This window comes from Mucispirillum schaedleri ASF457, from assembly GCF_000487995.2.
Taxonomy (GTDB): domain Bacteria; phylum Chrysiogenota; class Deferribacteres; order Deferribacterales; family Mucispirillaceae; genus Mucispirillum; species Mucispirillum schaedleri.
The window spans coordinates 380,601-394,303 of the sequence record NZ_CP097562.1 but is presented as its reverse complement, the minus strand read 5'-3'; the positions used below and the strand labels follow the sequence as shown (position 1 = coordinate 394,303).

Annotated in this window: 12 protein-coding genes and 1 pseudogene; 5 read left to right on the top strand and 8 right to left on the bottom strand. The window is 28.5% G+C overall.

Features of this window, described 5'->3' with window-relative positions; all coding sequences use genetic code 11:
- Positions 1-533: 533 nt before the first annotated feature.
- From N508_RS01945 to N508_RS01930, 4 genes are read right to left on the bottom strand one after another with little or no spacing between them, the layout of a single operon-like run.
- Positions 534-2,519 (bottom strand): monovalent cation:proton antiporter family protein, encoded by a 1,986-nt coding sequence (locus tag N508_RS01945; protein WP_023276400.1) that lies wholly within the window; start codon positions 2,517-2,519, stop codon positions 534-536.
- Positions 2,520-2,543: 24 nt separating this feature from the next.
- Complete coding sequence (locus tag N508_RS01940) at positions 2,544-3,290, bottom strand: acyl-CoA dehydratase activase (RefSeq protein ID WP_023276399.1); 747 nt, start codon at positions 3,288-3,290, stop codon at positions 2,544-2,546.
- On the bottom strand, positions 3,287-4,291 hold the full coding sequence (locus tag N508_RS01935) for a 2-hydroxyacyl-CoA dehydratase family protein (protein WP_023276398.1): 1,005 nt from the start codon (positions 4,289-4,291) through the stop codon (positions 3,287-3,289). The genes N508_RS01940 and N508_RS01935 overlap by 4 nt, the downstream gene beginning before the upstream one ends.
- 9 nt (positions 4,292-4,300) lie before the next feature.
- Entirely contained in the window at positions 4,301-5,074 is a 774-nt protein-coding gene (locus tag N508_RS01930; protein ID WP_023276397.1) for an N-acetyltransferase, read from the bottom strand.
- A 132-nt stretch (positions 5,075-5,206) separates the two neighbouring features.
- Here N508_RS01930 and N508_RS01925 point away from each other — a divergent pair, with 132 nt between their 5' ends.
- The 5 genes from N508_RS01925 to dinB are packed head-to-tail and all read left to right on the top strand — an operon-like array spanning position 5,207 to position 11,904.
- Entirely contained in the window at positions 5,207-6,613 is a 1,407-nt protein-coding gene (locus N508_RS01925) for a hypothetical protein (protein WP_023276396.1), read from the top strand.
- Between the two features lie 20 nt (positions 6,614-6,633).
- A complete protein-coding gene (locus tag N508_RS01920) occupies positions 6,634-8,808 on the top strand; it encodes a sensor histidine kinase (protein ID WP_023276395.1) in 2,175 nt (724 codons plus the stop codon).
- A complete protein-coding gene (locus tag N508_RS01915) occupies positions 8,808-10,172 on the top strand; it encodes a sigma-54-dependent transcriptional regulator (protein WP_023276394.1) in 1,365 nt (454 codons plus the stop codon). The genes N508_RS01920 and N508_RS01915 overlap by 1 nt, the downstream gene beginning before the upstream one ends.
- A gap of 60 nt (positions 10,173-10,232) precedes the next feature.
- Positions 10,233-10,841, top strand: coding sequence for a transcriptional repressor LexA (gene lexA, locus N508_RS01910; RefSeq protein ID WP_023276393.1), 609 nt, complete (start codon positions 10,233-10,235; stop codon positions 10,839-10,841).
- A gap of 10 nt (positions 10,842-10,851) precedes the next feature.
- Positions 10,852-11,904 (top strand): DNA polymerase IV, encoded by a 1,053-nt coding sequence (gene dinB / locus N508_RS01905; protein WP_023276392.1) that lies wholly within the window; start codon positions 10,852-10,854, stop codon positions 11,902-11,904.
- A gap of 402 nt (positions 11,905-12,306) precedes the next feature.
- On the opposite strand, the pseudogene N508_RS10955 reads toward dinB, so the two are convergent.
- From N508_RS10955 to N508_RS01895, 4 genes and pseudogenes are all read right to left on the bottom strand, one after another.
- Positions 12,307-12,462, bottom strand: a pseudogene (locus tag N508_RS10955) (IS3 family transposase); the annotation flags it as partial.
- 232 nt (positions 12,463-12,694) lie between these two features.
- A complete protein-coding gene (locus tag N508_RS10950) occupies positions 12,695-12,886 on the bottom strand; it encodes an IS3 family transposase (RefSeq protein WP_350028805.1) in 192 nt (63 codons plus the stop codon).
- Positions 12,887-13,051: 165 nt separating this feature from the next.
- The gene (locus N508_RS01900; protein ID WP_023276391.1) at positions 13,052-13,414 is read right to left on the bottom strand and encodes a MerR family transcriptional regulator; all 363 of its coding nucleotides are present in this window, start codon (positions 13,412-13,414) and stop codon (positions 13,052-13,054) included.
- Entirely contained in the window at positions 13,407-13,682 is a 276-nt protein-coding gene (locus tag N508_RS01895) for an integration host factor subunit alpha (RefSeq protein ID WP_023276390.1), read from the bottom strand. The genes N508_RS01900 and N508_RS01895 overlap by 8 nt, the downstream gene beginning before the upstream one ends.
- Positions 13,683-13,703 lie beyond the last annotated feature (21 nt).

Genomic DNA, 13,703 nt, shown 5'->3' with positions numbered 1-13,703 from the left:
TAAACAAGTGAAAATAAGGATAATATGAAAAGAAAAAACTAAATCATATAAATTTTGTAGATATTATGGAGAAACAAATAAAAAAACTTTTTATTTATGCACTTGTAATATATATTTCCTATATAGTAAGTAGGAAAATAATATAGAACAGAGTATTTTTTTGCATAGTAATGCATTTAAATAAACTCCCTCCTTTTTGTAGAAAGTGGAACAGGTTTTTACCTGTTCCATTTTTTATGCAAAAAAATGGATTTACCCAAAAAAATTATACTAATCCATATTGAATACAGCAAGAGAATTTAAGCTAAATATGTCATAATGAGCTTGATTTATAAGCAAAGTATATAAAAAAGTAAATAATTTAAATATATTATGCACTGCTGTAATATATAATGTTAGACTTTTTGCCTTTAAAATCAGGATCAAATAACTGCTGCACAAAATTTTTATTAAGTCTATTTCATCAGACATTATAATTTATATATAAATATTATAACATATAATATATAATATTATTTTGACAGTAGTATAAATTAAGTTGCAGGTTCTATTTTTTCATTTAAAATAGATGCAAATACAGTAATATCACTATTTTTGCCGGTAACTATAAGCTCATCTCTGTCATTAATTTTATCATCAGAGCCAGGGGATACTTTTATCTGCACACCTGATTTTACAGCAATAATATTAATATTATATTTAAATCTTGCATCAAGAGCACGCAGAGAACAGCCAGAATATTTTGAGCCTACAGGAACTGTTATTGTTTCTACTGCAAGTCCTTTCACTCCAAGAGTTGAGATTTTTTTATCCTGATGTTTTTTTGAAATAGCTGCAATATCTTCTTGACGAAGTTCTGCTTCTATTGCTGTAATATTTTCTTCAGGTATGTAGTAATGTTTAAATACAACAGCAAGAAGCGATACTGCTGATTCTACTTCTTCAGATATTACTTCAGATGCACCTAACTCTTTTAATGCTGCATTATATGATTTAAAGCGTGTTCTTGCTATGATAATTAAAGTAGGATTTAAGCGTCTTGCTGTTTCTACTATATTTTTAGTTGTGTGAAAATCTGCACCAGAAATAACAATAGAGCGTGCTTTTGTAATGGAAGCATGGTCTAATATTTCTTCTTGTGATGCATCTCCATAAAAAATAGGTGTGCGTTTTTGTTTTTCAGTATGCACAGTATTTGGGTTCATTTCTATAACGATATAATCAATACCTGACTGTATTGCTGCTTTTGCAATCATTCTGCCTGAAAGTCCAAAACCTACTATTATTATATGGTCATTAAATATTTTTTTATCTGATTTTTTTTCATGAAAGTAACCTTTTATAATATTTACAGGCAGCGGTAGTTTTGAAATCAATTTTACAATCTGGCTGGAATATATCATCATAAAAGGTGTTGCAACCATAGAAATTACTGCAATTGTAATAAATAATGAGTTTTGAAATTCATTAAAAACTCCATCCTGCATACCTGTTGAAGCAAGAATAAAAGAAAATTCACCTACTTGTGCAAGAGCAAGTCCTGTTTTAAGTGATGTTTCAAGAGAATATCCTAAAATACTAATAGACATTGTAGTTACTAATGCTTTCACTATTATAATAAGAAAAGCTAAAAACAAAATGAGAGCAGGGTGGATTAAAAATATATTAATATTAATCATCATACCAATAGATATGAAAAAGAAACCTGTAAAAACATCTTTAAATGGCACAACATTGCCAAGAGCCTGATAGCCGTAACCTGTTTCACTTACTATCATACCAGCTAAAAATGCACCAAGAGCTAAAGATAAACCAGCTTTATTAGTTATAATAGCAACTATCATACATATTAATATTATAGAAAATAAAAATACTTCTCTGCTTCTTGTTTTTGTAACTTTTGATAACAGTTTTGGAACAATAAATCTTGCTGCAGCAAACAAAAGAACTACAACAATAATTGCATATCCTAATGTTATAGCAATATCTTTAATAGATGATTCACTATCTGGTGCTAACATTCTTGCTATAAGCATCATAGGTATAACTGCAATATCTTGGAAAATAAGCACACTTGTTGTTATTTTTCCATAAGGAGATTCTACTTCACCCCTTTCCATTAAAAGTTTTAATACAATAGCTGTTGAAGATGGTGCAACTATCATTCCTATAAATATGGATAACTCTGTATTAATACCCATAATCATACAAAGAATTGTAATAAAAATAGAAGTTAAAAACACCTGCAGCATACCACCGCCAAGAGCAGAGCGTTTTAATGCAATAAGCTGCTGTAAAGAAAATTCTAAACCAATAGTAAAAAGAAGAAGTATAACGCCAATTTCTGCCATGTGGGATACATTTTCTGTATTAGAGATAAACCCAAGCCCATTAGGACCAATCAAAAGACCAGTAAATAAATATCCTAAAATACCAGGAACTTTTATCTTTGCACATATTAAAAGAATAATTGTAGATACTGCAAAAATAATAGTAATATCTCTTAAAATTATATCCATATAAATACCCTTATAATAAAAAATCTATAACGGCAGACAGCCTAATGCTCCATTAAACTGCGGATTATTAAGCGGTGTTACATTTTTGCCTATAAGTTGAGAAATAAATAATATTAAGCTTTTATTATTTGCTACCCCACCAGAAGCATATATTGTATCAGCTTGAAATGATTTTATCAATGGCAAAAGCCGTTTAGCAATAGATTTATTTATCCCTGCAGCTATACTTTCTATTTCAACTCCTGATGCCATAAGTCCAATAAGCTCACTTTCACAAAATACTGCACATGTGCTTGAAAGGTTTGCAGGATTATGCTGCATTTTTGACAGTTCATCTATACTTATTCCTAATACTGAGCATGCATTTTCAGCAAATCTTCCTGTGCTTGCTGCACATTTATCATTCATAATAAAATCTTCTATATATCCTTCTTTTCCAAGTATAACTTTACTGTCTTGTCCGCCAATATCTATTAAAATAAAGCTGTCATTACCAGTCTGCTTTAAAGCTCCCCTGAAATGGGCTTTGATTTCTGATATTATTTCAACATTAGAAAATGACATTAAATTTCTGCCATATCCTGTAGCTACAATTTTATAATCATCACTAAGACCAAGTTTGTTAGTATCTATATATGTTTCTGCTCCGTTTCTTGCTATAAACTGTTTATAAAAACTTACCGTATCAAAAATATTATATTCTATACTTCCGTTACTTTCTTTAACAAGTTTAACATATCTTGAACCTAAATCTATACCAATATTTTTCATATACTTCTCTTTCTCTTTTTCATTTCAAGCATTTCTATAAATGAATCAATGCGTATTTTTGTTCTGCCGTCTATATCTCCAGGACTATCACCTTCAATAGTTAAAACAGGAATATCTATATGTTTTTTTATTAGAATATCTTGTATCTGTCTATAACAAAAAGACTGAACATAGTGGATTAATCCATCAATTTTTCTTTCTTTTATCTGCTGTTTTATATCATTTATTCTATCTATTACTCCATAAGGATATGTATATTCTAAATATCTTTTGACATAGTCAGGGTTTTCTGACGGAATACTAAATTGACGCTGCACTTCATTAAAAACTATTTTACAGTTTTTACTTTCTATAAAATCATACATTGCAGGGTTAATTGTAGGCACACCAATACAGCCAAGTCTTATATATTTGTCTTCAATGTTTCTTTTATATGCTTTTTCTATTAACTCATCAGCATCTTTTGAAAATTTATCTATATCACTGTTAAAATCAGTAGAAGATACAAGATATAAATGGTTTTCAAATCCAGTAATATAGCCTTGAACTGTCATTTCATCTATTTGTTTTAATTTTTTACGGACTTTATCTGTTATTTTACAGCATTCATATACATCATCAAAAGTAACATTTAAAGCACTGCCTAATGCAAGCATTTGATTTTTTAGGGCAGTATAAGGCTCTTTTTCTTCATAAGGATAGGCAAAAGGGTAAACTTTAATATTATTTGCAGAATAAAGCTCAGTTAAAGCATGTGTATTGCTGCAGTCACCATTTGTAACAGATATTATTTCATCAACTGCTTTTTCTTTAACAGCAACAGAATAAAGACCTTTTATCCATGAACAGCAGTTTCTAGGCAGACCATCATTTTGTGCCTCATCAATTAAACTGTTTGGGTTAGGACTGCATACAAAAATATTGTTTAAATCAACAGGAATATTGCCACCTGCAAGTATAAACTCTACAGGAATAGTTGTAGTAAATCCAATTCTTTTCAATTATAACCTCTATAGTATCAGCAGAAGCATAATAACAAGAACAGCAATTGAACCTATAACAGTATATTTTATTAAGTCACCTTTTGGCATACCGCCTAAAAGTTCTTCACCGCGGGCAGCATATTCTACTTTTAATTCATTATATTCTTTTTCCAGTTTATTTCTTTCATTAAGCAGGTTAAAAAAGAATTTCTCAATATCTACTTCTTCTAATTTTTCATTATTAGTGTAAGATTTTAAAAGAGAAGGCTTTTTAGCTTTCATTGTTCCATTTCTTTGGGTTATATCAGTAAAGCCAAGAGTAAATCCAAAATTTTCTAGAAATTTGTTTCGTATTTCTCTTTCATCATCTTCCATATTATCCCCTGTAACAAAATCAAAAGGAGTGATAGAATATTCTTGAAAGTTTTCTCTAAGCCATACTATAAGTTCATTAAAAGCAAATGTTCCTATTCCTCTATTTCTAAGATTTTTATCAAGAAATAAACCTTGAGTTGGTCCAAATTCTATAGAGTTGCTTCTGTGGTTTACAAGTGCATACATTTTATTAATAGATAACTGGTCAGATGCATTACCAGAGATACTTTTTATAGGTCTTATAGAACTACTAGATACTGGTATTATTCTAACAAGCATCATTTCGCTGTCGTTTTCTTTATAATGCTTCATTGAAAATACAATATTTCCAAATAGTCTAGTATTTGAGCCTGATGCTTCTTTTACTCTAACAAGTTTTAGTATTGCTGTTCCATATTCCTCAGTTCTCTGTTCAAAATCACTCATGCAATGCCTCATTTTAAAAAATAATAAAAAAATATATACATTATACTATAAATCCTTGCAAACAATTTTTTTTAATAATATAATTTTAATAAAATAAACTATTAATACTTTGTAGTAGTAGGAGTTATATATATGAAAAAATTTACAACACTTATTTTAGCTTTTATCTGCATATCGGCATTTTATGCTTTAAACTTAAGCACAAATTGCTTTGCTGCGGCACCAAATAGTTATGAGACATTAGTAGATAATAATGAAGTCAAAAAAATTACATATTCTTGTGTTTTTGATAATAAAAAATATGCTTATCCTACATGTAAGTTTGAAGAAAGGTGTGAAAAAGGCTCTACATGCTTTAAAGTCAGCGATTTAGATTATGTATCTTTTTTTGTATCATTTAATTTTCAGGCAGTAGAGATTTTGGCAAGTGATTATATTATGAATCTTGCACGCTCTTATGAAAAAGATGAAAAAAATCTACAGCTTAGCTATCTTTCAGCACTTTTTAACCCTGTAAAACGCACTTTTTATGATGATGAAACAAAAAATCTTCTTTTTCAAAAAATGTTATTTACGAATATGCAGCCATCATCTTTTGTAACTAAAACAGAGAATGATGTTTCTATCTTTTTATCAAAGAAAGATGTGTTTTTAAGAAATACAATTTATCCTTCTTTAAAACTAAACGGTATAACTTATGATAAATCTAAACAGTTGGAATATATTACTGAAAGCTCATTACAGTACTCTGTATATCCACATGCTTATGAAGTAGGATATGTTACTGAATGGATGGCTCAATATGTAGGAGCACCTGAACTTTATAAAAATGAAAAAAATATCAGTCAGGTTGTTGTTTATTTTGATGAATTAAAAAAAGGAAAAGATAAAATAGAAGACCATTCAGGCAGTGCTGTTTTAGAATCAGAAAAAGCACGCCCATTTGTATTTGAAAATAAAATAGCAAAGTTTATACAACAAAATAAAGATAAAGATTTACTTTTACCATCACTGCCAAAGCAGGACAACCATTTTCTTAATGAATATCTGCCAAAATTTACTCTTGAAAAAATAGAAATTATAGAAAAAAATGGCAAAAATGAAAAAGTATTAAAAAAATATGATAAAAATAACATAGCAGAGCTTTTAATAAGTAATGAAGAAATAGCTGGTTTTGCTTATAGAGTAGATAATATATCAAAAGGCATATTGTTAATCAGGTATACTCATACAGCTGATGCACCAAGATATGAAAATCCTGGATTATTAAAATTAAAAAATTCAGGACTTAACGGTATATATGGAAAATTAAGAAAAACTATTGTTACGGATTTAGAAATAACTGTTCCTTATGAATTAACTTCACTTCCTTATGACTGTATAGAAAAAGTAGATGTTGCTAAAATATTATCTAAAAAAGGAGTAAGTGAAAAAGAAATATCTGCATATTTATCATTATTTAAAGATAAAAATACACAATGTATAGATTCTGAACTTTTTATGACAAAAGTTATATTTTTAAGAGATTTTAGAGAGTAATATATCATTAGTATTCTTATATGACTATATTTGATAAATTTAAAACAAACCTTTTAAACTTTATTAAATTTTTAACATCACCATCTTATGGTGATGTTAAGGTTAAATTAAGAAGATACTTAATATATTTTCTTATTGTTGTAGTTATTAATATTATTGCAGGCAAAAATATTACCCATTTAGGTTATCCTTTATCTTCTAATATTTCTATGTTTTTACTGCTTAATATTAATATTATTTTAGTCATAGTGCTGCTTTTATTAATTTTTAGAAATTTGGTAAAAATTTTATCAGAACAGCGTGGCACTTTAAAAATAAAGCTTTTAATATTTTCTCTTGTTGTAACAATTTTTCCTGTAACTATTATATTTATCTATTCCAGCCAGCTTTTGAATGACAGTATTAATAAATGGTTTGCAAATCAAGTTAGCGGCATAGTTAATAAGTCAGGTGTTTTAGTGAATGATTTTAGACATTATGAACAGCAGGAGCTGAATAATTATCTAAATTATTTTCAATCATTACTTACTGAAAAAAAATTGTTTTCTTCTCATAAAATTAAAAGCTATTCTAATGATATTTGCAGATATGTATATAACAATATATTTACAAGTATTATCGTTTTTGATAAGGATAATAATATAATCTTAAATTGTAATAATTCTTATGATACTTATCTTTTGGAAAAACTTTTAACTCACAGGCAGGAATTAGAAAGAGATAAATATATATATGGTTATCAAGATATTGCTCGCGGTATTCACTGGGCAGGAAGTTATACAGATAATCAGTTTGAGCAGCAGGGCGGTATATTGATTTTAAAATATACATCACCTTTATTATATAATGATTTGGGAGCTATTCAAAAAGATTTAAATACATATAATCAAAATTTATATTTTGCATATCCTATTAAAAATTCAAGTATTATGCAGCTTTTACAAATATCTTTACTGCTGCTTTTTTCATCTATCTGGATAAGTATGCTTTTTGCAAGAAGTATCACAAAACCGATTGAAGAGCTTGCAAAGGCAAGTCAGAAAATATCAAGTGGTAATTTTGATGTGACTGTTAAAGAGTATGCTGGTGGTGAGATAGGTGATTTAGTTACTGCATTTAACAGTATGACAGCCCAAATGAAAACATATACTACAGAACTTTATTCTAAAAATATAGTTTTATCAGAAATGTTTGAGCAGATTTCAAGGGATAATATGTATATAGATGCAATATTTAAAAATGTTGATTCATCTATTATACTTGTTTCAAATGATTTTCAGATATTAAAATCAAATATTAAGGCTGATATTTTTATAGGTGATAACCGTGCTGCTTTTGATAAAATAGTTTTAACCAAAGTAAAAGATTTTATGGCAGGTGAACATGATGAAATAATAGAAAACTTTGATTTATCAGATAAAAGTGGTAATAGAATTTTCTTTTTAAGTTTATCCAAAATTGTTTTAGGTGATGAAAATCAGGTATTAATATTATTAAGTGATGTAACGGATGTTGTTGATGCTCAAAAAGTTGCTTTATGGAAAGATATTGCAACTAAAATAGCTCATGAAGTGAAAAATCCACTTACTCCAATAAAGCTCATGGCAGAAAGGGTTAAACGGAGAGTATCAAAAATGGGAGATGTTGAAAGCAGGAATATAATAAATGAATGTATGGATATAGTTATTACAGAATCAGAAAATTTAAGAGAACTAATAGAAGAGTTTAATATGTTTGCAAGGCTTCCAAAAGCAGATAAGCATGTAGTAAATCTTTTATCGCTTCTTAATGATACAATATCATTATATAAAGAAACATACAGAAATATTTTGTTTAATATTAACTGCGAAAGTAAAATAGAAATTAATATAGACAAACTGCAGTTTAGACGAGTGTTTCAAAATATTATTTTAAATGCTGTTTATATTATTGGTGCAGAAAATGGAATAATAAGTATTGAAGTATTAGAAATAAATGATAATATAGAAATATATATCAGGGATAATGGAACAGGGATAGATGAAAATGATATACCTAATTTATTTAAACCATATTTCAGCAGGCGTCAGGGTGGAACAGGGCTTGGTCTTGCAATAGTTAAAAAAATCGTAGAAGAACATTCTGGCACAATTACTGCAGACAATAACGATGCAGGTGGTGCATATTTTAAAATAATACTTCCAAGAGGATTATAATGAAAATATTAATTATTGATGATGAAAAAAACATTTGTTCTGCAATTAAAGGCATATTAGAAGATGAAGGGTATGAATGCAATTACAGTTTAAACTATTCAGATGGATTTCATAAATTACAGGAAAATAGATTTGATGTATTATTTTTAGATATATGGCTTCCAGATATTGACGGTATTGAAGGATTAAAGGAAATTAAACGCCATTTTCCAGAAATAGAAGTTATTATGATAAGCGGTCATGGCACTATTGAAACAGCAGTAGATACTATCCGTTATGGTGCTTATGATTTTTTAGAAAAACCGCTTTCTCTTGAAAGAATTGTGATGCTTATTAAGCATCTTGATGATAAAGCCAGCTTAATGCAGGATTTAAGAAGCACTAAATATAAAAATGTTAAAAAGTATGATTTAATAGGTGTAAGCCAGCAGATAACAAGGCTTAAAGAGCGTATAGAAAAAATAGCATCAATGAATTCATGGGTATTAATTACAGGAGAGAATGGAACAGGAAAAGAGCATGTTGCAAGACTTATACATATGCTTGGTAAACGCGCAGATAAACCATTTGTAGAAATAAATTGCTCTGCTGTTCCTACTGAATTAATAGAAAGTGAGCTTTTTGGCTCAGAAAAAGGTGCATATACTGGTTCTGTAAAAAGAAAAATAGGTAAATTTGAACTAGCAAATAATGGAGTATTATTCTTAGATGAAATTGGCGATATGGGGCTAATGATGCAGGCAAAACTTTTAAGAGTTTTAGAAACAGGTGAGTTTTCAAGGCTTGGTGGAAATGATATTATAAAGTCAGATTTTCGCTTAATATCTGCTACAAATAAAGATTTACAGCTGGAAATAGCTTCTAACCGTTTCAGGTCTGATTTGTTTTATAGAATTAATGTTATACCTATAGAAGTTCCGCCTCTTAGAAAAAGAAAAGATGATATACCACTGCTTGTAAACCATTTTATTCAAGAGACTATCAGCATAAATGGATTGCAGGATAAACAGGTTACTAAAGAATTAATGAATATTTTTATTAATTATGAATGGCCGGGAAATGTTAGGCAGTTAAAAAATATTGTAGAAAGAATGGTTGTATTATCAGAAGATAATATTTTAGATGTAAAAGATGCTCCAAATATGATGCTTTCTGGAATTAGTGAAATGGAACAGCATGTGGTAGATACAAATTACAGCACATCTTTAAAAGAAGCACGCGATGAATTTGAAAAAACTTTTATTTTAAAAGTATTACAGTCTACTAACTGGAATGTAACTCAGACAGCAAGAATGTTAGATATGGAAAGAACATATTTATATAGAAAAATTAAAGCGTATGATTTAGAAAAGTATAAAAAATAGTTGCAATTAATCTAAATAAATAGTATAAATGTTCTAGTGAACAAATGTGCGAGGTGTGGCATGACTGATAAACAGGAGCGTTTATTAAACTTTATTTTAGATTTTCATAAAGAATATGGTTATTCACCATCCATTAGAGAGATGGCTCAAGGTATGGGCGTCAGCTCACCATCTACCATAAAAGCTATGCTGGACAGGCTTGAAGCAAAAGGGATGCTTACTAAATCTTCAGGCAGAGCCCGTTCTCTTACTGCTGTAAAGCATGAAGAAGATAAAGGTATTCCTATAATAGGTAGAATTGTAGCAGGTGTACCAGTTATGGCTGAAGAAAATATTGAAGGTTACATTCCTGTAAAAGAGTTTCTTAGAAATTCTAACGGTGGTTTTTTCTTAATAGTTGATGGGTATAGTATGCAAGATAAAGGCATTCTTCCTGGAGATTATGTATTTATTCAGCCTTGCAAAGAAATATCAAATGGTCAAATCGGTGCTTTTCGTCTTAATGGAGAAGTAACACTTAAAACTTTTAAAAGAAGTGAGGACGGTATATTTTTACTTCCTGCTAATAATGATTTCCAACCAATTCCTGTTACAAATGATGATTCTTTTGAAGTAATAGGCAGATATGTTATGCTTTTAAGATTTAGAGAGCAGGGGTATCATTTTTGATAGGTAATTAATGAAACACCGTATAATGTGTATAGATATGGATGCATTTTATGTATCCTGTGAGCAGGCATTTAAACCATATCTGAAAAAAAAGCCGCTTGCAGTTGGTGGTGCTTATGAAAGGGGAGTAGTATGCACATGCTCTTATGAAGCCCGCAAATATGGTGTATCTTCTGGTATGAGCAGTATTGCTGTAAAGAGCTTATGTCCTGATATAATATTTCTTCCAGTAGATATTAATAAGTATGAAAAAATATCATCTAACATATTTAATTTAATATCTAAAATTGTTCCTAAAATTACAATATCATCTATTGATGAAGCTTATGCAGATATTACAAATATTAATATGGAAACTGAGCTTTTAATTAAAAAGATAAAATATGTAACAAAAAAATATTTTGATATTACATGCACAATAGGCATAGGTCCTAATAAACTAATGGCAAAAATGGCTACAAGTGTAAATAAGCCTGATGGATGTTATATAGTAGATGAAAATAGTGCTGTTTCATTTATTGATTCTTTTCCACTATCAAAAGTATGGGGAATTGGTGCAAGCACTGAAGCAAAACTTGCCGAATATGGTATATTTACTGTTCAGGAATTAAGACTTGCAGGAAAAGAAAAACTGGAAATATATCTTGGTAATCATGGACAGAAAATTTATAATGCAGTGCAGGGTATATATGAAGAAGATACAGAAACAAAGCTTGAAAATAAATCTATAAGCAAAGCAACAACATTTCCATACGATATTTCTTCTAAACAGGAAATATATGATTATATGAAATCATTATCTGAAAAAATATCAGAAAAACTTATTTATAAAAAATATGCTGCAAAAGTTATTACTATTAACTGGAAAACTTTTAGGTTTGAATCAAAATCACTTCGTAAAACTTTATATATTCCTATTTTTTCCGGTGATGATATTTTTAATTATGCAAAATCACTTTTTGATGAGCATAATGCAGGAATTGTTCCATTGCGTCTTGTTGGGGTAGGTGTTGCAGGACTTATAGAAGTAGATGAAAAATATTATAATAAACAGCAGTATTGATAATATATAAAGTAGTAAAATCTAATTTGTAGTATCTAAATTAGTATAGCCACTTCAATAAAAAGCTGGAAAAATAACTGGGACTGCATTTCCCTAATTTTTAAATTTTACATATCTAATAGATAAATTAGTTTATGTAACAAATACTATAATTTATCATAAATTAAACAGTCAGCAGAGTATACTGCACTATTAAAGGCACTTTATTTAAGTATCATTTTAATATGCTAAAAAATAGACTTCTACCATTAAAACTGGTCTGTAAATATATGGATAATTAAGCATTATGTATGTGGTGAGACTATATGAATAGTATATAATGATATGAAAAAAATTCTGCTCTTGATTTAAGATATATATCTTTAAATTATCAAAAAGGTGAACTTGCATAAAAATTTTTGACTAGGTAACTAAATAAATTTCTTTTTCCTGTAAAGGTGTAAGTCCATTAGCTTTTATTCTATAATTATTATAGAAATCAATATACTTTTCAATTTCATATTTAAACTGTTCTATATTTTTGAACTTGTTAATATAAAGAAATTCACATTTTAATGCAGCAAAGAAACTTTGGACTTATCCTAAAAACTTAGAATATAGTCATTTTGAGCCTGATTTTAAAGGAGAAAAATCTAAATTATATATTACAACAGTGCATAATATATTTAAACTATCTAGCTTTTTAGATACTTCGCCTTTGGCTCAGTATAAACTGATTGTGATAATCTGTATTTCTGTATAAGTTCTCATAGTCACAGTTGTTATAATGAACTTACCTAAAAATTTTTAACTAAGCCATTAAATAGATTTCTTTTTCCTGTAAAGGTGTAAGTCCATTAGCTTTTATTCTGTAATTATTATAGAAATCAATATATTTTTCAAGTTCATATTTAAACTGTTCTATATTTTTGAACTTGTTAATATAAAGAAATTCACATTTTAATGCAGCAAAGAAGAGAAAAAGACAGCTCTTGCAAGAAATGATTATTCTTTAATTTTTATAATCTTATATAGCAGAAATAAATTTGTCTATGCTTATAGAAGAAAATACATCCTGTATTTTTTTAACTATTTAAAAGTGTAAAAAAAGCAGGAAATGTATAAATCATCCCTGCTGAAATATAAATATTTAATATACTTGGCTATATTATTGTAATAACATTAATATTTCATTTAACTCTTTTTTTATATCTTCTATGCTGTATGTTGATAGAGCAGCAGTTTCTGTATTATCACTAGGTTTATCATTAGAGTTAATATCAATATGTTCTTTATTAGAGATAATTTCTTTTAAACGCTGTTTTGCGCCTTCAATAGTATAGCGTTCATTATGGAGCATATCTTTTAACTGCTCCAGTAAATATATATGCTTACTTGTATAAAATCTTTGCCCACCAGTAGACTTTATAGGTTTTAACTGTTTAAATTGATTTTCCCAATACCTTAATGTTGATGCTGGCAAATCCAGCATTTTAGATACTTCTCCAATTTTATAAAATTTATCAACCATTTACTTCATCTTTAAATATTTGGCTAGGTCTAAATACTACAACAGTTCTTGGTTCAATAACAGTTTCTTCTCCAGTTTTAGGATTTCTACCAATTCTTCTTCCCCTTGTTTTCACTTCAAAATTACCAAATCCTGATATTTTAACATTTTCAGATTTCAAAATATCAGTTTTTATCATTTCAAAAACTTCATCAACGATTTTGGCAATATCTTTTTTAGTCAACCCAAGTTTACTGTGGATATTTTCAACCATATCTGCTTTTGTCATTTTTATCCCCCTTAAAAATAT